The following is a 16765-nucleotide window of genomic DNA, read 5'->3' as shown; positions in this document are numbered from 1 at the left end:
GACTATTTTAACAAGAATCGTGGGGAGAAAGCGAAATTCTTGTTATTCTATTGTGCATCGAATACATGATGTGAAAGACAATGGATATTAAACAGCAGGTTGCTGAGCAACGTACCGAGCTAGAACAAGCCGTTTCACGTGCACTAGAAATCGCTGCGGCGAAGTCTGATGCCGCTGAAGTCGCAATCACCAAGAGCACGGGTTTGAGTGTTTCCACTCGCATGGGTGACGTGGAAAACGTTGAATTCAACAGCGATGGCGCACTGGGCATTACTGTCTACCGTGGTCAACGCAAAGGCAGCGCTTCCACATCTGACTTGAGCGAAGCAGCTATTGAGCAAACGGTATTAGCGGCGCTAGACATTGCTCAATACACATCAGAAGACCTATTCGCAGGTCCAGCTCCAAAAGAATACATGGTGAAAGAGGTGCCTGACTTAGACCTTTTCCACCCAGACGCACCCGATCCAGATTACGCTGCACAAGTTGCGATTGCAGCTGAAAAAGAAGCGCTAAACTACAGCGATGCGATTAAGCAAAGCGATGGTGCGAGCTACGACAGTCACTACGGCGTTAAGGTTTACGGTAACAGCCACGGCTTGCTAGCAAGCTATGCATCCAGCCGTCATAGCACCAGCTGTTGTGTGATTGGTGTGGGTCAAAACGGTGAGATGGAACGTGATTACAGCTACACCGTTGCGCGTCATCGTGATGATCTTTGGACACCAGAAACTGTTGGTCGCAACGCTGCAGAGAAAACCATCAGCCGCCTTGATGCGCAAAAGCTTAAGACAGGCAAATACCCGGTGATGTTTGCTGCGGATGTAGCAACAGGCTTGATTGGTCACTTAGTGATGGCAATCAGCGGTGGCAACCTATACCGTAAGTCTTCTTTCCTATTGGATCATCTTGGTAAGCAAGTATTGCCTGAGTGGTTCAACATTTCTGAGCGTCCACACGTACTGCGCGGATTGGCTTCTAGCCCGTTCGATAGCGAAGGTGTATACACACAAGATCGCGAAATCATCACCGATGGTGTATTGGCGACTTACTTGTTAACCAGCTATGCGGCTCGCAAGATGAAGATGGACCCAACAGGTCACGCTGGTGGTATCCACAACTGGTACGTGAACTCAACCGGTCAGAACTTCGAGCAAATGTTGAAAGAGCTGGGCACAGGTCTACTGGTAACAGAGACCATGGGCCAAGGCGTGAACGTTGTGACTGGCGATTACTCTCGTGGTGCTGCAGGTTTCTGGGTAGAAAACGGTGAAATCCAATACCCAGTATCTGAAATTACTATCGCGGGTAACTTGAAAGACATGTTCAATCAGATTGTGGCTGTGGGTAGCGATGTAGAAACACGCTCACAAATCCAAACGGGTTCTATCTTGTTGGATACCATGAAGGTTGCTGGTGAGTAAACTCACTAACCGCTAGATACGAAAAAGCCTGATGTGTTCATCAGGCTTTTTTATTGTTCGTAATCGACAGGTCATGACAGAGGCTAAATCATCAAGGTTGCGAGACCGAGGAAAACTGAAAGACCAATTACATCGGTCACTGTCGTTAGCGCCATGCCACCAGCGAGTGCTGGGTCGATGTTCATCTTCTTCAGTAGTATTGGGATGGTTACACCCGCAACACCTGCCACAAGTAGGTTGGTCAGCATGGCTGCCGAGATAATCCCGCCAAGCATCCAGTTACCTTTCCAAGCTACTACGATACCACCGATGATCAACGCCCACATGATGCCGTTTAGCAAGCCGATAGCCGCTTCTTTCATCAACAGCTCGCGTTTGTTCGAATCACCGATATGACCGAGTGCTAAGCCACGGATAACAAGCGCAACGGTTTGGTTACCTGCTACACCACCCATTGAAGGCACAATCGTCATTAGGACAGCAATCGCAGCCATTTGGTCTAGAGTCGCTTCAAACATGTTGGAGACAGAAGCAGCGGCCAGTGCAGCAAGTACGTTGGCACCAAGCCAAATACTACGTTTACGAGCAGACTTTACCACAGGCGCGAAGGTATCTTCGTCGTCATCCATACCCGCCATACTCATCATTGAGTGTTCGGCATCTTCACGGATAACGTCGACCACGTCATCGATGGTGATACGACCAACGAGGTGCTGATTTTCATCCACAACCGGAGCAGATACCCAGTTACGACGTTCAAACAGGCTTGCTACGTCAGAGTCGCTAGTATCAACAGTAATCGCATCATCCGCATCTTCCATCACCTCACTGACTTTGACATCAGGTTGCGTGGTGATCAGCGTCGTGATCGGTAGTTCACCGATCAGTTTGCTGTCATCATCAATCACGTATAGTGCGTCAGTTGCTTCAGGCAGTTCGCCTTTCATACGCAAATAACGCAGGACTACATCCACATCAACGTCACCACGAATGGTGATTACGTCGGTGTTCATCAGTCCACCGGCGGTATCCTCAGGGTAGGATAGGGCGGTTTCCACGCGCAGACGATCTGCACTATCCATCTGGGACAGAACTTCACGTGAGACGTCGTCGGGCAAGCTACGCAGTACGTAAGCCACGTCATCGGTGTCCATGCCTTCCGTCGCTTCTGCAAGCGCTTCAGGGGCCATTTTGGACACAAGACTGTCTTTAACGTCTTCGTTTAGCTCGTCAAGAATCTCACCGTAATCTTCTGGGTCGGTGAGTTGCCAAAGAACCTCACGACTTTTACGTGGGGAGGCTTCTAAAAGGTGGGCAATATCCTCAGGCTCCATGTCCTGAAGTTGCCGACGAACATGGACGAAGCGGCCGTTTTCCAGCGCTTCAGTGACTTCTTGGAGGGCTTGGTGAGCTTGGTCGAATTCTATTTGCTCTGCCATTCATTCCTCCCAATTCCTGATATTTACAATGCTTTGAATAATAACTTAATTCTAGGCACCTTTTAATAACAACTTATGAAAGTCGACAAAATTATTTATCGGAATTTAAGCAGGAGGTGAAACTTATGTGGGATATCTGGCTAGAGATAATAAAAAAGCGAGTGAATCACTCGCCTTCGTCAAACTTATCTTCAATCAAATGGCAAACCGCATCAAGGGCTTGCTCGGATTGATCGCCAGTGGCGTGAATGGTCACGTATTGTCCTTGGGCTGATTCCAGCATCAACAATCCCATCACGCTGTCTGCGGTCGCGGTTTTGTCTTCTTCGTTGTCGATGGTGATTACCGCGTCGAAGCTTTGTGCCAGTTCTACCAGTTTAACCGCCGCACGAGCGTGCAACCCTAAGCGGTTTTGGATCAGTACTTTACGACTTAATTCCACCGTTATTCCTTAACGTTCTTTTCCAATGAGGTGTGGCGAATTTGTACTTGGTGTCCTTTGTCAGCAAAGTACTCACCGATTTTTTGAGTGAGGTAAACCGAGCGGTGCTTACCACCAGTACAACCGATCGCAACGGTCAGGTAACTACGGTTGTTTTTCTCTAATAGTGGTAACCAAGTCTCTATAAAGCTTTCAATTTGGTATTTCAGATCAAGTACCGACTGGTGTTGCTCTAAGAAGGCGCCGATCGGGCCATCTAAACCAGTGAGAGGGCGCAGCGCTGGCTCCCAGTGTGGGTTTGGCAAGAAACGCACATCAAACACGTAATCGGCATCAGATGGTAATCCGTATTTGAAACCAAACGACTCAAACACCATGACTAAGTCTTTGCGTTCTCGGCCCTCCACACGCATACGTACGGTTTCACTGAGATCATGCAGAGATTGACCGCTACTGTTCAGAACTAAATCTGCGTGAGCTTTCAGAGGCATCAAGATCTCTTGTTCAAGCTCAATCGCCTGATCAAGTGATAACGACTGTCTGCCAAGTGATAGCGGATGAATCCGACGGGTTTCGCTGTAGCGGGTGAGAAGCGTTTCTTTATTCGCGTCTAAGAACAGTACTGTCACATCCAGTTCAGCCTTTAGCTTCTCTAGCGTGGTATTCAGTTCTTTGAGCTTCTTAGGGATATTTCGAATATCGATGCTTACTGCGACGTTTTGTTTGCTCTCAGAGACTGACTGAACAAACGCGTCAAGTAAGTTTACCGGTAGGTTGTCTACGCAGTAGTAACCTAAGTCCTCAAGTACCCGTAGGGCAACACTTTTCCCGGCACCAGAGTGCCCGCTAACAACGATTAATCGCATGGTGATCGTCCTGATTACTTATGAATCATAATGTCGTAGAGCTCTTCATCGCTCTGAGCGTTACGTAAGCTTTTAAGCACTTGCTTGTCACTTAGACGCTCTGCCATAGAGGATAGTGTTTTGAGGTGCTCTTTGCACTGTTCTTCAGGTACAAGGAGAGCAAAAAGAAGGTCGACAGGTCGGTTGTCGATGGCGTCAAATTCAATCGCTTCGTCACACTGAAGTAACACCGCGATGGCTTTGTCGCTTGATTGCATTCTTGCGTGAGGGATAGCAATACCGTTGCCGATACCAGTACTACCCATTTTTTCTCTGCTGAGCATACACTCAAACAGTTCTGTAGAATCTTGGCCCGTGTTTTCAGCGACAATTTGGCTGATCATTTCTAGGGCACGTTTCTTACTTGTACAATGGACTGCACTTTTGGTGCAGTCCAGTGACAGTATTTCGCTCAGTTGCATGATTAATGACTGTTTAGTTTTTCTTTGTGCTTATTAAGTTGACGAACTAATTTATCCACCAGCGAATCAATTGCTGCATACATACTTTCGTCGTTCGATGACGCGTGGATTTCGCCTTGATTGATGTGGAGCGTAGCTTCCGCTATTTGGTTGAGTTTTTCAACTTTTAGTACGACTTGGACTTGGTTAATGTGGTCGAAGAACCTTTCGAGCTTCTGAAACTTAGATTGAACATAGTCTTGCATTGAATCGGTAAGATCAACGTGATGGCCTTGAATATTGATTTGCATAGACTTTCCTTTTCAGTTGGTGCCTAAAGTAGGCGTTTGCGCTGACTCGAAGGGGCGATACCCAAGGATTCACGATATTTCGCTATCGTACGTCTCGCGACTTGAATCCCCTGGTCAGCCAGAAGAGCAGCAATTTTGCTATCACTCAGTGGCTTAGCGGTATTCTCCGCTGCGACCAACTTTTTGATGAGTGCGCGAATTGCTGTGGACGAACACTCTCCACCATTGTCTGTACTAACATGGCTAGAGAAGAAGTACTTCAATTCAAAAATGCCACGTGGGGTATGCATAAACTTCTGTGTTGTTACACGAGAAATTGTCGATTCATGCATGTCCACATCCAATGCTACGTCGTTTAGCACCATTGGTTTCATGGCTTCTTCACCATACTCGAAGAAATCTTGTTGATGTTCAACAATACATCTTGCAACTTTGAGAAGCGTCTCGTTTCTGCTTTCTAGGCTCTTAATCAGCCATTTTGCCTCTTGCAAATTGCTGCGAATGTACTGGCTATCCGCACTGTTTCCTTTGCCTAGTTGCGCATATTGTTGATTTACTTTTAGTTTCGGAATGCTGTCAGGGTTTATGGAGACGGTCCACTTACCATGATCTTTAAATACGGACACATCCGGAATGACGTATTCAGTGTCATCGGGTGTGATACGACTACCTGGGCGAGGGTCAAGTTGTTGAATCAACTTCAATACTTCACGCAAGTCCGCTTCTTTAAGCTTAGTCTCTTTGATGACCAGCTTGTAGTCACGATTGCCAAGGTGGTCGATGTGATCGCTTAACACCATTTTCGCCTCAGCAAGCCACGGCGTGTCTTCAGGGAAAGTTGCCAGTTGTAGCAGTAGGCATTCTTGCAGATTGCGGGAGGCTACACCGAGCGGGTCAAATTGCTGAATACGCTTACGTACCGCTTCTACTTCATCCAATTCCACTTCTTCGTTGTCGAAGCTCTCGTGAATTTCTTCTGGGGATAGGGTTAGGTAGCCGTAGTCGTCGATCGCATCGATGATCGCGAGGGCAATGGTGCGGTCGGTTTCACTGAAAGGCGTTAAGTCTAACTGCCACATAAGGTAATCATGCAGCGATTCAGTGGTCTCACCTTGGTAGACGGGCATGTCATCATCTAGCGCTAGGCCTGTGCTGCCCGTGTTTGCGCTGTATACGTCATCCCAAGTGGTATCGATTTCTAGCTCAGAGCTGATTTCAGATTTTTCAATCACGTCTGAGCTGTCTGGAAGGTCGGGTTCTGAGGCGTCGTTAGCTTCGTTCGCACTGTTATCAGCAGATTCAGACGCTGATTTGTCTTCACCGTTTGCTTGAGGCTCATCGTGGCCTTCTTCAACTTCCAGTAGCGGGTTGGAGTCCAACGCTTCTTGGATTTCTTGTTGAAGATCGAGCGTCGACAATTGCAACAAACGAATCGCTTGCTGCAGCTGTGGCGTCATGGCTAACTGTTGACCTAGCTTGAGTTGTAATGAAGGTTTCATTCAGTGTTACTTACCTTGTAATGCTCAGAATCTTACCGTTCCTAATGTAATCATAGACGGAATTGTTCGCCGAGATAAACTTGTTTCACTTGCTCGTTATTGAGAACTTCATCCGGAGTTCCCGATGCGATGAGGTGTCCTTGACTTACGATATAGGCTTTTTCACAAACGTCCAAGGTTTCGCGTACGTTATGGTCTGTGATTAACACGCCAAGGCCGCGATCGCGCAAGTGTTCAATGATTTTTTTGATGTCGTTAACCGAAATTGGGTCAACACCCGCGAACGGTTCATCCAACAAAATGAACTGAGGGTTTGCTGCCAATGCACGAGCAATTTCTACACGGCGGCGTTCACCACCTGATAGTGCCATACCCGCACTGGTGCGTATGTGCTGTATGTGGAATTCTTCCAACAAATCTTCCAGTTTGTCTTGGCGTTCTTCGCGAGTCAGTTCTTGGCGAGTCTCGAGAACGGCCATGATGTTGTCTTCAACAGATAGCTTACGGAAGATCGACGCTTCTTGCGGCAGGTAGCCGATACCCAAGCGAGAACGACTGTGCATCGGTAAAATACTGATGTCTTGGTTGTCGATGGTGATGGTACCTTCATCACGCGGAACCAAGCCTACGATCATGTAAAACGAAGTGGTCTTACCCGCACCATTTGGGCCCAGTAGACCAACGATTTGGCCAGATTCTACTTCGAGACTTACATCGGTAACTACCTTGCGCTTTTTGTAGCTTTTCGCAAGGTTCTTTGCACTCAGTACTGCCATATTAGTTCTCGATTTGATTCGGTTGCAGAATGGTGGTTACGCGCTCATTGTCTGAGCTGTCAGCTACCAACTTCTGTTGGCCAATTTGGTAACGTATAGAAGAGCTTTGGATAGTATTGCCATCCTGCTTCAACTGAGCTTGGCCCTTCATGGTCAATTCATCAGTAGAGATGCGGTAGTCTAGTTCGTTTGCTTGGCCGCTTAGCGTTTTACCATCGTCCATCAACTGAGAAAACGTAGCAGGCTTGCCAAATGCTTGGATCTGTTTAATCGACTCGGTTTTAGGATCGCGAGTCACAACAACTCTATCAGCATCGATATTGATACTGCCTTGCTTCAGGGAGACATTACCTTTGAAGGTGACCTGGTTGCTCTGCATATCAACCTGTTGGGTGTCTGAATTGATGTAAACCGGCTGCTGAGTATCCGACTTAAGGGCTAACGCTTGCGGCGCTGCTAAAACCAATGCCAATAGGCTAAGGTGTAACGGTTTCATATCGACCTTGAACTTCATCTGTCAGAGTCGCAGTGTGGGCTTTCAAGTTGCCCTGCATTGCGCCTCCGGTAGTTTCAAATTGCGGTCCAACCAACATTACTTGTTGATCGGCTTTAAAATCACGATTAGTGAGATTGATGACCAATTTATCTGTCGCCATGGTATCGAAACTCGCGCCGGGCAATAGATTCTGCATCAGTACTTTATCGTACAAGGTCAGAATATGGTCTTCATCAAGTACTGCTTTTGTCGCAGTGACTTTCCACTCCACGACGCTACCTTCACGGTAAACCATCAGTGTTGGGCTCTTAAAAATCGTGTCTCCACTCTTGGCATAGTGATCCAAGTTAGTGGAACGGATGATGTAACTGCGGACACCATCTTCACCATAAGTGATGTTTTCTAGTCCAGTACCACTGAACATAGGCAGTTCTAAATTTGGTGCTACTTGAATATCTTCATTGCCTTTGGGTGTCATGAGGTAATAACCGCACCACGCGACAACAAAGATCAAGAGCAAATAAATAAGGCGAGTAAAACTCATAAAATAAAGGCCTTTATCTTAGCTCAGTACTTCCCTGACCATTGCCTTAATCTGTTAAATCAATCGTTAAGTCTTTTGGGTGATGCAATACTACATCACGCCAGCTTTCAATAAATCATGCATATTCAGTGCGCCAACAATCTTATTGTTATCGCACAAGATCAGAGCATTGATGTTCTTGTCTTGCATTAGATTCAACCCCTCTACCGCTAACATCTCCGGATGTGCTGTAGTTGGGCTTTGCGTCATCACTTCACCAATTGCTGTGGTGTGGATATCAATGCGCTTATCCAAATTACGACGTAAATCGCCATCGGTGAATATACCAAGCATAGCATCGTGCTCATCGACGATGGCTGTCATGCCCAAGCCTTTTTCAGAAATCTCGAGCAAGGCGTCACGAATAAGCGCATCAGGTGATACTTTTGGTAGTGCATTACCGAAGTGCATTATATCAGACAGCTTAAGCAGCAATTTTCTTCCCAGCGCACCACCAGGGTGTGATAACGCAAAGTCTTCCGCTGAGAAGCCACGAGCTTGCAGAAGCGCAACAGCCAGAGCATCACCCATAACCAAAGTCGCCGTTGTACTGCTGGTTGGCGCGAGACCAAGTGGGCAAGCTTCTTTTGGCACAGTGATTTGCAAATGCAGATCAGACAACTTCGCCATGTTCGACTCTGGCTTGCCAGTCATGCTGATGATTTTGATGCTAAGGCGTTTCAAAACTGGGAATAGAGACAGAATCTCATGAGACTCACCCGAGTTTGAAATCGCGATAACGATGTCACCCGCACTGATCATGCCAAGGTCACCATGTGCTGCTTCACCTGGGTGAACAAAAAACGCAGAGGTACCTGTGCTGGCAAGCGTTGCGGCAATCTTGTTGCCAATATGGCCTGATTTGCCCATGCCCATCACGACAACTTTGCCGTTGTTGGAAAGAATCAATTCGCACGCTTGCTCAAACTGATCATCAAAGTATTGGCCTAGCTGTTGTAAAGCTGAGACCTCAATATCAAGAACTTGTTTAGCTGCAGCGCGAAAATCAAACTGAGTGGACATATCAGTGCTCCAATTTGTCTTTACTTATTATGTTATTAAGCGGCCATGTTTGCGAATAGGTACACTTGGTAACCTAAGAAACACACAAACAGGATACCACCTTCAAGGCGGTTGATACTGCGTGACTTACCAAGACACATTGCCACAAGAAGGAGAGAAACCCCTAGCATCACCCAGAAATCACGACCCATAGCGTATTCGCTCAGCATCGATGGATTGATGATGCCAGGTAGACCCATAACCGCGAGAATGTTGAATACGTTTGAGCCGATGATGTTACCTACGGCCATATCGTCTTCGCCTTTTAGAACGCCAGCAAGAGATGCAGCGAGTTCTGGAAGGCTAGTGCCGATAGCAATAATAGTAAGGCCAATTACTAGGTCACTCATGCCAAAGTGTTTCGCAATAATGACGGCATTATCTACCAGCATGCTTGCTGCCAAAGGAAGCAGTATCAAGCCAATCACAACCCACATGATTGCTTTCGGGTTAGTTACGCCTTCTGGGACTTCAGATTCTTGCTCATCAACAAACGTATCACCAGTTTTCTGTTCTTTACGGCTAATTTGCAGCATGGCAAATAGGAATCCACCGAACAAAATAAACAGCAAGATACCTTCATAGAAGCCTAAGTAGCTATCCCACAGTAAAATACCAGCAAGTACAGTAACTGCTACCATCAAAGGCAGTTCGCGGCGAATCACGGCAGAGCTGATAGAAAGTGGTTTGATGATCGCAGTAATACCTAGGATCAAAGCAATATTAGCAATGTTGGAACCGAGCACGTTGCCAACCGCGGTATCGGTTTTGCCATCCCATGCAGCGGTTGCTGAAACCATCATCTCTGGTGCAGATGAGCCCATTGCAAGAATGGTCATACCGATCACTAGAGGCGAAATACCGACGTTGCGGGCCAGAGCAGCAGAGCCAAAAACAAGTTTATCTGCACTCCAAACAAGTAAGACAAGACCGACGATAAGCAATGCTACGGCTTCGAGCATGATGATTCCTAAGTAATAAAATAAGTGAAATGAGTAACCGCTAATTTTGACCTTTTGCGGCCAAAAATGGAAGATAAACAACAAATAAATTAAAGGTTAGTAACGAAATTGTGTTTAATTATTGCTCATTCAATCATCGTTCTTAATGCGGTTAATCTGGAGTGAGATGTAAACACCTTCCTTTCATTTCGTCATATTTTATGAAGATTTGCTTGAATTTCGTCGGCTCTATTTAATTGAACAGTGCTTTTAATTAACGTTCAATGTGCTTATGATTGCAGCCTAATAAGTGTACCGAAGTCACTTTAGGATATTCTCGACGTAATATCTTGAAAACAGTCGGGGTTGAGTTGGATTACAACTCTGTGAGAACCGCTCACAAATAGTAGAAGAGATAGTATGTCGAACAACGATTTAGTTACCGTTAACAATCTCACCTTTTCACGCGGCGAGCGCAAGATCTTTGATGGTATTGACTTGCACGTACCAAAAGGGAAGGTGACGGCCATTATGGGACCGTCGGGTATCGGTAAAACGACACTGCTGCGCCTGATTGGCGGTCAGATATACCCTGAACAGGGTGAGATTTGGTTTGATGGTGACAACATTCCTGCGTTGTCACGCAAAAAACTGTATCACGCACGTAAAAAAATGAGCATGTTGTTCCAGTCAGGGGCGCTATTTACCGACCTGAATGTGTTCGATAATGTGGCGTTTCCTTTACGTGAACACACCGAGCTTTCCGAAGAACTGATCCGCACCATGGTGCTGCTAAAGCTTGAAGCGGTAGGCCTTCGTGGTGCGGCAGAGCTGATGCCAAGTGAATTGTCAGGTGGTATGGCGCGTCGTGCTGCACTGGCTCGAGCGATTGCGCTTGATCCAGACCTCATCATGTACGACGAGCCGTTTGTGGGGCAGGACCCAATCACCATGGGTGTGTTGGTTGAGTTGATCAGTAACCTTAACCGAGCATTAGGCGTGACTTCTATCGTCGTTTCTCATGATGTGCCAGAAGTGATGAGTATTGCGGATTGGGTTTACTTGATGGCTGATGGCAAAGTGATTGCCTTTGGTACCCCTCAAGAACTGAGGGACAACCAAGATCCTCGCGTTCATCAATTCTTACAAGGCGAAGCGGATGGGCCAGTACCGTTCCGTTTCCCAGCTCAAAGTATCGAAAAGGATTTATTTGATGGTCGATAGCTTTATTCAATTTGTCGCTTCACTAGGCAGACGCACATTGGCTATTTGTGAGGCGTTCGGTCGCGCAACATTGATGCTTGTTGGTGCGTTAGTGACTCGACCACAGCCAATCAAAAACCTTCCTTTACTGATTAAGCAGCTGTATTCCGTAGGCGTTCAATCGCTAGCGATCATTGTTGTTTCTGGTTTGTTCATCGGCATGGTGCTTAGCTTGCAAGGTTATGTTGTGCTGGTGGATTACGGGGCAGAAGGCAGCCTTGGTCAAATGGTCGCTCTTTCACTACTACGTGAGTTAGGACCAGTAGTAACTGCGTTATTGTTTGCTGGTCGTGCTGGTTCTGCGCTGACAGCAGAAATCGGATTGATGAAAGCCACAGAGCAGCTTTCAAGCTTAGAAATGATGGCTGTGGATCCGCTAAAACGCGTTATTGCACCACGTTTTTGGGCGGGTGCTATTTCAATGCCGCTACTCGCGATGATCTTCATGGCTGTGGGTATTTGGGGCGCACAGCTTGTTGGTGTGGATTGGAAAGGCGTAGACCACGGCAGCTTCTGGGCTGCAATGCAATCTTCGGTTGAATTAGGCCAAGACATCGGTAACAGCATGATCAAATGTATCGTGTTTGCGATTACCGTTACTTGGATCGCTCTATTTAATGGCTATGACGCTATCCCTACTTCGGAAGGGATCAGCCGAGCAACGACGCGCACTGTTGTGCATTCTTCTTTAGCAGTACTGGGACTAGACTTTGTACTGACCGCATTGATGTTTGGGAATTAATCATGCAACAAACACGTAAAACAGAATTATGGGTTGGCAGCTTTGTATTAGCAGGAATTTGCGCGATTCTTGTGATGATTTTTCAGGTTGCTGACGTAAAAAGCATTGGCTCTGGCAATACTTACACCTTGAAAGCCGAGTTCGACAATATTGGTAGTTTGAAAGTTCGCTCTCCAGTGAAAGTTGGCGGCGTAGTTATCGGTCGTGTAAGTAGCATTACACTTAACCCTGATAGCCTGTTACCAGTAGTTAGCTTGTCGATTAACAGCCAATACAACCAGTTCCCAGAAACCTCTAGTGTGCAAATTTTGACATCGGGATTGATTGGTGAACAGTACATTGGCTTGGTACCGGGCTTTGTTTTTGACGATGAAGAAATGCTTGCTGATGGTGACACCATCGAAGACACCAAATCTGCATTAGTTCTGGAAGACCTTATCGGCCAAGTACTATACAGCATTGGTGGTTCAGGCGATTCTGGTGATACAAGTAAGGAATAACCCATGCTTTCGAGACTATTACTTTCATTCGTAGCAGCGTTTACTGCTTTTGGTGCAGTGGCTGCAGAAGTGGATAAAACTCAGCCTTATCAAATGATGAGACAAGTTGCGGAAGTGACATTTGATCGTTTGAAAGCTGAACAGCCACAAATTAAGCAAGATCCAAATTTGCTTAAGACCATCGTTGAAGAAGAGTTGATGCCTTACGTTAACGATCGCTATGCGGCATTGAAACTGCTTGGTCCAAACTTAAAAGGTGCGAAGCGTGAAGATGTGGGTGAGTTCATCACAGCATTCCGTGCTTATTTGGTGACCTCATATGCGCAAGTGTTAACGCAATACTCGGATCAACAAATTGAATTTGGCCCTGAGCCAAAGCTGGATCCTTCTAAACGCATTACCAGCATCAAGGTTGATATCATCGACGCACCGCGTCCAAACATCAAACTTGAGTTTAAGCTGCGTAAAGATAAGAAAACAGGTGAATGGTTAGCATTCGACATGGTTGCAGAAGGCATCAGCCTACTATCAAGCAAGCAATCAGAGTGGAATACTCAGATTCGCCAAGAAGGCATTCTAGCGGTCGCGAAAGATTTAGAGAAACTGGCAGCACAGCCAATTCGTTTCGAGGCGGCAAAGTAATGGCGCAGTCTCATTCTCAGTGGCAATTACAAGCAGACATTCTTAAGCTTACAGGGGCGCTGGATCGTGATTCAGTGCCAGCATTGTGGGCGGTGGCACAGCAATGGCTACCTTCTCAAACCGAGCTAGAATGCTCGTTAGAAGAGATTGAACGCATTGACTCTGCGGGAATGGTGATGTTAATCCACTTATTAGAGCATGCAAAAAAACAAAACTGTCATATAATGCTCAGTTTCGTGCCGGCGCAATTGCGCACTTTGTTTCAATTGAGCAATGTTGAATCTTTAGTGGCCAAACATATACAGAATTATCAGGGGTAAATTGTGGATAGCGCAAAAGTACAACAGTTACTAGAAGAAGCACTAAACCTTCAAGAAGTGCATGTAAAAGGTGAAGGTAGCCACTATGAGGTGGTTGCTGTTGATGCTTGTTTCGATGGAATGAGCCGCGTTAAGAAGCAGCAGTTAATTTACGGTCCTCTGATGGATTACATCCAGCGTAACGACATTCACGCGTTATCGATCAAAGCGTTCACTCCAGAAGAGTGGGCTCGTGATAAGAAGCTAATGTCGCTTTAAGGTTTATTGATGGAAAAGTTTCGAGTTATTGGGTCAGATAAACCACTGGTTGGTGAAGTGACCATTTCAGGTGCAAAAAACGCAGCACTACCGATTTTATTTGCGTCTATCTTGGCGGAAGAGCCTGTAGAGGTGGCGAATGTGCCACACCTTCGTGATATCGACACCACCATGGAACTGCTTAAGCGTCTTGGCGCAAAGGTAAGCCGTAATGGTTCCGTTCATGTCGATCCAAGCAGTATCAAAGAATACTGTGCTCCTTACGATTTAGTAAAAACCATGCGTGCATCTATTTGGGCGCTTGGTCCTCTTGTAGCGCGTTTTGGCCAAGGTCAGGTTTCTCTACCTGGCGGCTGTGCTATCGGTGCTCGTCCTGTTGATCTACACATTACTGGTCTAGAACAGCTTGGCGCAACCATCACACTAGAAGATGGTTACGTGAAAGCAGAAGTTGATGGTCGCCTAAAAGGCGCGCACATTGTGATGGACAAAGTGAGTGTTGGTGCAACGATCACTATCATGTGTGCAGCAGCGCTTGCTGAAGGCACGACAACGCTAGACAACGCAGCGCGCGAGCCTGAAATCGTTGATACGGCGGACTTCCTAAACACACTTGGCGCAAAAATCTCTGGTGCAGGTACTGATACCATCACCATCGAGGGTGTTGAGCGTCTAGGTGGCGGTAAGCACAACGTTGTGGCTGACCGTATTGAGACAGGTACCTTCCTAGTTGCTGCAGCGGTTTCTGGCGGCAAAGTAGTATGTCGCAACACCAATGCACACCTTCTAGAAGCGGTATTGGCGAAGCTAGAAGAGGCAGGCGCATTAGTAGAAACTGGTGAAGACTGGATTTCTGTTGATATGACTGACCGTGAGCTGAAAGCGGTAAGCATCCGCACTGCTCCGCACCCAGGCTTCCCTACTGATATGCAGGCGCAATTCACGCTCTTGAACATGATAGCAAAAGGCGGCGGCGTGATCACGGAAACGATCTTCGAAAACCGTTTCATGCACGTACCAGAATTGATGCGCATGGGCGCGAAAGCGGAAATCGAAGGTAACACGGTTATCTGTGGTGACGTAGATTCTCTAAGTGGCGCACAAGTGATGGCAACCGACCTACGAGCTTCGGCAAGTTTGGTGATTGCAGGTTGTATCGCAAAAGGCGAAACCATCGTTGACCGTATCTACCATATCGACCGCGGTTACGACAAAATCGAAAATAAACTGTCTGCACTTGGCGCAAATATTGAGCGCGTGAGTGAGGCAGGTTAAACTGCACCGCAGTTGACCTAGATATGAAGAGAGCCGAAACTCAGGTTTCGGCTTTTTTATATCGCGCTTTCTGTCATAGTCCATGACTATGTTCAAAGAGACAATAATAGCTGTAGCTGGCGCAAAGCCGGTTCCTGGAGAACAACAATGATTGCACTGTTACGTGTATTGGCTGTCGCAATTTTCGCAATTGTGATGTTTATTGGTGGTTGCGGTTACTGCCTACTAAGCCCTCGAAACCCTAAGCACGTTTTCACCTTCGGTCGTCTATTCGGCAAAATGTCGCGTGTGTTTGGTATCAAGCTAGAGCTGCGTATTCCGGAAGATGCGTACTCTCGTGGTCAGCATGTTTACATTGCTAACCACCAGAACAACTGGGATCTTTTCACTGTCTCTTCAGCTGTTACACCTAAGGTAGTAACAGTCGGTAAGAAGAGCCTAGCGTGGATGCCGTTGTTTGGTCAGCTTTACTGGCTAACAGGTAACATTTTGATTGACCGTGCAAACCGCTCTAAAGCAAAAGGCACTATCGACCAAGTTGTGGACAGCATCAAAAATAGCGATGTTTCAGTGTGGATGTTCCCAGAAGGTACGCGCTCACGTGGCCGTGGCTTACTGCCATTCAAGACTGGTGCATTCCATGCCGCTATCGGTGCACAAGTGCCAATCATTCCAATCGTGTGTAGCTCTACCGATCACATCAAATTCAACCGTTGGAACAACGGTCATGTGATCATTGAGATGCTGCCACCAGTTAGCACTGAAGGTTACGGCAAAGAGGGCGTACGTGAGCTAGCGAATATTTGCCGCGAGCAAATGAAAGAGAAGTTGACTGAGTTGGATGAAGAAGTAAAACAGCGCAACGCAGCTTAAGTTTTACAGCGACATCATCGCCAAAAGACAATAAAAAAACGGGTAGCCTGAGCTACCCGTTTTTTTATGTTTGTCAGCCTGCGCAATTATTTGCGAACTGCGATTGCTTCAATCTCGATGCCAACATCTTTAGGCAGACGAGCGACTTCTACACAAGAACGTGAAGGGTAGTTTGCTACTTCGTGCTCATCGAAGAACTTACCGTAAACTTCGTTCACTGTGCCGAAGTCGTTTAGGTCTTTCACGAATACTGTCATTTTAACGATGTCAGTCACTTTAAGGCCTGATGCTTCAACAACAGCTTTTACGTTCTCTAGAGATTGACGAGCTTGCTCTGCGATGTCTGCAGACACTTCACCTGTCGCTGGGTTTACTGGGATTTGGCCAGAAGTTAGAACCATGTTGCCTAGATCTACGCCTTGAACGTAAGGACCGATTGCTGCTGGTGCAGACTCAGTGTGAAGTACTTTCGTCATTTGAATTGTTCCATCTGTTTAGGGGAATAAAGAGTTTACTCAAGCATCTTGAGCGTTCTTAAGAAGAATCAGTTTGCCTTTAAACATGAAGCACGTAAAGAGCAAAATACCCCGCATTAGCCTGTCTCTTATACACA

General features: G+C 46.6%; 21 protein-coding genes. 9 read left to right on the top strand and 12 right to left on the bottom strand.

Going from position 1 to position 16765, the window contains the following annotated elements; translation table 11 throughout:
• Positions 1–80: 80 nt before the first annotated feature.
• Positions 81–1424 carry a metalloprotease PmbA gene (pmbA, locus tag KIV40_RS14125; protein WP_285349796.1) on the top strand — a complete coding sequence of 448 codons (1344 nt, stop codon included), beginning with the start codon at positions 81–83 and terminating at the stop codon, positions 1422–1424.
• A gap of 83 nt (positions 1425–1507) precedes the next feature.
• Here the strand turns inward: pmbA and mgtE are convergent, their stop codons facing one another.
• The 11 genes from mgtE to KIV40_RS14070 all read right to left on the bottom strand — a co-directional run bounded on the left by mgtE (position 1508) and on the right by KIV40_RS14070 (position 10300).
• The gene (gene mgtE, locus KIV40_RS14120) at positions 1508–2863 is read right to left on the bottom strand and encodes a magnesium transporter (RefSeq protein WP_005432861.1); all 1356 of its coding nucleotides are present in this window, start codon (positions 2861–2863) and stop codon (positions 1508–1510) included.
• Between the two features lie 166 nt (positions 2864–3029).
• A complete protein-coding gene (locus KIV40_RS14115) occupies positions 3030–3305 on the bottom strand; it encodes an HPr family phosphocarrier protein (protein ID WP_005432843.1) in 276 nt (91 codons plus the stop codon).
• Positions 3306–3307: 2 nt separating this feature from the next.
• Positions 3308–4171, bottom strand: coding sequence for an RNase adapter RapZ (gene rapZ / locus KIV40_RS14110; protein ID WP_105067009.1), 864 nt, complete (start codon positions 4169–4171; stop codon positions 3308–3310).
• 14 nt (positions 4172–4185) lie between these two features.
• Positions 4186–4632: a PTS IIA-like nitrogen regulatory protein PtsN gene (gene ptsN / locus KIV40_RS14105; RefSeq protein WP_005432846.1), complete on the bottom strand. Its 447-nt coding sequence runs from the start codon at positions 4630–4632 to the stop codon at positions 4186–4188.
• Positions 4633–4634: 2 nt separating this feature from the next.
• Entirely contained in the window at positions 4635–4922 is a 288-nt protein-coding gene (gene hpf / locus KIV40_RS14100) for a ribosome hibernation promoting factor (RefSeq protein ID WP_005432838.1), read from the bottom strand.
• A gap of 23 nt (positions 4923–4945) precedes the next feature.
• Positions 4946–6421, bottom strand: coding sequence for an RNA polymerase factor sigma-54 (locus tag KIV40_RS14095; RefSeq protein ID WP_005432834.1), 1476 nt, complete (start codon positions 6419–6421; stop codon positions 4946–4948).
• 50 nt (positions 6422–6471) lie between these two features.
• Positions 6472–7197, bottom strand: a complete 726-nt coding sequence (lptB, locus tag KIV40_RS14090) for an LPS export ABC transporter ATP-binding protein (RefSeq protein ID WP_005432855.1) — start codon at positions 7195–7197, stop codon at positions 6472–6474.
• Between the two features lies 1 nt (position 7198).
• A complete protein-coding gene (lptA, locus tag KIV40_RS14085) occupies positions 7199–7693 on the bottom strand; it encodes a lipopolysaccharide transport periplasmic protein LptA (RefSeq protein WP_005535418.1) in 495 nt (164 codons plus the stop codon).
• Positions 7674–8237: an LPS export ABC transporter periplasmic protein LptC gene (gene lptC / locus KIV40_RS14080; RefSeq protein ID WP_134977872.1), complete on the bottom strand. Its 564-nt coding sequence runs from the start codon at positions 8235–8237 to the stop codon at positions 7674–7676. The genes lptA and lptC overlap by 20 nt, the downstream gene beginning before the upstream one ends.
• Positions 8238–8327: 90 nt before the next feature.
• Positions 8328–9299 carry an arabinose-5-phosphate isomerase KdsD gene (gene kdsD, locus KIV40_RS14075; RefSeq protein WP_134977871.1) on the bottom strand — a complete coding sequence of 324 codons (972 nt, stop codon included), beginning with the start codon at positions 9297–9299 and terminating at the stop codon, positions 8328–8330.
• A gap of 35 nt (positions 9300–9334) precedes the next feature.
• Positions 9335–10300, bottom strand: a complete 966-nt coding sequence (locus tag KIV40_RS14070; protein ID WP_285349790.1) for a calcium/sodium antiporter — start codon at positions 10298–10300, stop codon at positions 9335–9337.
• 399 nt (positions 10301–10699) lie between these two features.
• Here KIV40_RS14070 and mlaF point away from each other — a divergent pair, with 399 nt between their 5' ends.
• The 8 genes from mlaF to KIV40_RS14030 all read left to right on the top strand — a co-directional run bounded on the left by mlaF (position 10700) and on the right by KIV40_RS14030 (position 16152).
• A complete protein-coding gene (gene mlaF / locus KIV40_RS14065; RefSeq protein ID WP_285349788.1) occupies positions 10700–11503 on the top strand; it encodes a phospholipid ABC transporter ATP-binding protein MlaF in 804 nt (267 codons plus the stop codon).
• Positions 11493–12284, top strand: a complete 792-nt coding sequence (gene mlaE / locus KIV40_RS14060; protein WP_005535409.1) for a lipid asymmetry maintenance ABC transporter permease subunit MlaE — start codon at positions 11493–11495, stop codon at positions 12282–12284. Before mlaF ends, mlaE begins: the two co-directional genes overlap by 11 nt.
• A gap of 2 nt (positions 12285–12286) precedes the next feature.
• A complete protein-coding gene (gene mlaD, locus KIV40_RS14055) occupies positions 12287–12784 on the top strand; it encodes an outer membrane lipid asymmetry maintenance protein MlaD (protein WP_134977869.1) in 498 nt (165 codons plus the stop codon).
• 3 nt (positions 12785–12787) lie between these two features.
• On the top strand, positions 12788–13426 hold the full coding sequence (gene mlaC / locus KIV40_RS14050; protein WP_005535407.1) for a phospholipid-binding protein MlaC: 639 nt from the start codon (positions 12788–12790) through the stop codon (positions 13424–13426).
• Complete coding sequence (locus tag KIV40_RS14045; protein WP_005535405.1) at positions 13426–13746, top strand: lipid asymmetry maintenance protein MlaB; 321 nt, start codon at positions 13426–13428, stop codon at positions 13744–13746. Before mlaC ends, KIV40_RS14045 begins: the two co-directional genes overlap by 1 nt.
• Positions 13747–13749: 3 nt before the next feature.
• On the top strand, positions 13750–14004 hold the full coding sequence (ibaG, locus tag KIV40_RS14040; RefSeq protein WP_005432865.1) for a BolA family iron metabolism protein IbaG: 255 nt from the start codon (positions 13750–13752) through the stop codon (positions 14002–14004).
• A 9-nt stretch (positions 14005–14013) separates the two neighbouring features.
• Positions 14014–15279, top strand: coding sequence for a UDP-N-acetylglucosamine 1-carboxyvinyltransferase (gene murA, locus KIV40_RS14035; protein ID WP_285349783.1), 1266 nt, complete (start codon positions 14014–14016; stop codon positions 15277–15279).
• A 147-nt stretch (positions 15280–15426) separates the two neighbouring features.
• On the top strand, positions 15427–16152 hold the full coding sequence (locus KIV40_RS14030; protein ID WP_255957130.1) for a 1-acylglycerol-3-phosphate O-acyltransferase: 726 nt from the start codon (positions 15427–15429) through the stop codon (positions 16150–16152).
• Between the two features lie 86 nt (positions 16153–16238).
• On the opposite strand, the gene KIV40_RS14025 is transcribed toward KIV40_RS14030, so the two are convergent.
• On the bottom strand, positions 16239–16628 hold the full coding sequence (locus KIV40_RS14025) for a RidA family protein (protein WP_285349779.1): 390 nt from the start codon (positions 16626–16628) through the stop codon (positions 16239–16241).
• Positions 16629–16765 lie beyond the last annotated feature (137 nt).

It is taken from the genome of Vibrio sp. D173a (assembly GCF_030248475.1).
Note: the sequence above shows the minus strand (reverse complement) of the source record. Positions and strands in the feature narration are given on the sequence as shown.

What these genes read in the sequence shown, in the direction of transcription:
- pmbA (WP_285349796.1), top strand. Translation starts at nt 81, where the DNA reads ATGGATATTAAACAGCAGGTTGCTGAGCAACGTACCGAGCTAGAACAA.
- mgtE (WP_005432861.1), bottom strand. Translation starts at nt 2,863, where the DNA reads ATGGCAGAGCAAATAGAATTCGACCAAGCTCACCAAGCCCTCCAAGAA.
- rapZ (WP_105067009.1), bottom strand. Translation starts at nt 4,171, where the DNA reads ATGCGATTAATCGTTGTTAGCGGGCACTCTGGTGCCGGGAAAAGTGTT.
- ptsN (WP_005432846.1), bottom strand. Translation starts at nt 4,632, where the DNA reads ATGCAACTGAGCGAAATACTGTCACTGGACTGCACCAAAAGTGCAGTC.
- hpf (WP_005432838.1), bottom strand. Translation starts at nt 4,922, where the DNA reads ATGCAAATCAATATTCAAGGCCATCACGTTGATCTTACCGATTCAATG.
- KIV40_RS14095 (WP_005432834.1), bottom strand. Translation starts at nt 6,421, where the DNA reads ATGAAACCTTCATTACAACTCAAGCTAGGTCAACAGTTAGCCATGACG.
- lptB (WP_005432855.1), bottom strand. Translation starts at nt 7,197, where the DNA reads ATGGCAGTACTGAGTGCAAAGAACCTTGCGAAAAGCTACAAAAAGCGC.
- lptA (WP_005535418.1), bottom strand. Translation starts at nt 7,693, where the DNA reads ATGAAACCGTTACACCTTAGCCTATTGGCATTGGTTTTAGCAGCGCCG.
- lptC (WP_134977872.1), bottom strand. Translation starts at nt 8,237, where the DNA reads ATGAGTTTTACTCGCCTTATTTATTTGCTCTTGATCTTTGTTGTCGCG.
- kdsD (WP_134977871.1), bottom strand. Translation starts at nt 9,299, where the DNA reads ATGTCCACTCAGTTTGATTTTCGCGCTGCAGCTAAACAAGTTCTTGAT.
- KIV40_RS14070 (WP_285349790.1), bottom strand. Translation starts at nt 10,300, where the DNA reads ATGCTCGAAGCCGTAGCATTGCTTATCGTCGGTCTTGTCTTACTTGTT.
- mlaF (WP_285349788.1), top strand. Translation starts at nt 10,700, where the DNA reads ATGTCGAACAACGATTTAGTTACCGTTAACAATCTCACCTTTTCACGC.
- mlaE (WP_005535409.1), top strand. Translation starts at nt 11,493, where the DNA reads ATGGTCGATAGCTTTATTCAATTTGTCGCTTCACTAGGCAGACGCACA.
- mlaD (WP_134977869.1), top strand. Translation starts at nt 12,287, where the DNA reads ATGCAACAAACACGTAAAACAGAATTATGGGTTGGCAGCTTTGTATTA.
- mlaC (WP_005535407.1), top strand. Translation starts at nt 12,788, where the DNA reads ATGCTTTCGAGACTATTACTTTCATTCGTAGCAGCGTTTACTGCTTTT.
- KIV40_RS14045 (WP_005535405.1), top strand. Translation starts at nt 13,426, where the DNA reads ATGGCGCAGTCTCATTCTCAGTGGCAATTACAAGCAGACATTCTTAAG.
- murA (WP_285349783.1), top strand. Translation starts at nt 14,014, where the DNA reads ATGGAAAAGTTTCGAGTTATTGGGTCAGATAAACCACTGGTTGGTGAA.
- KIV40_RS14030 (WP_255957130.1), top strand. Translation starts at nt 15,427, where the DNA reads ATGATTGCACTGTTACGTGTATTGGCTGTCGCAATTTTCGCAATTGTG.
- KIV40_RS14025 (WP_285349779.1), bottom strand. Translation starts at nt 16,628, where the DNA reads ATGACGAAAGTACTTCACACTGAGTCTGCACCAGCAGCAATCGGTCCT.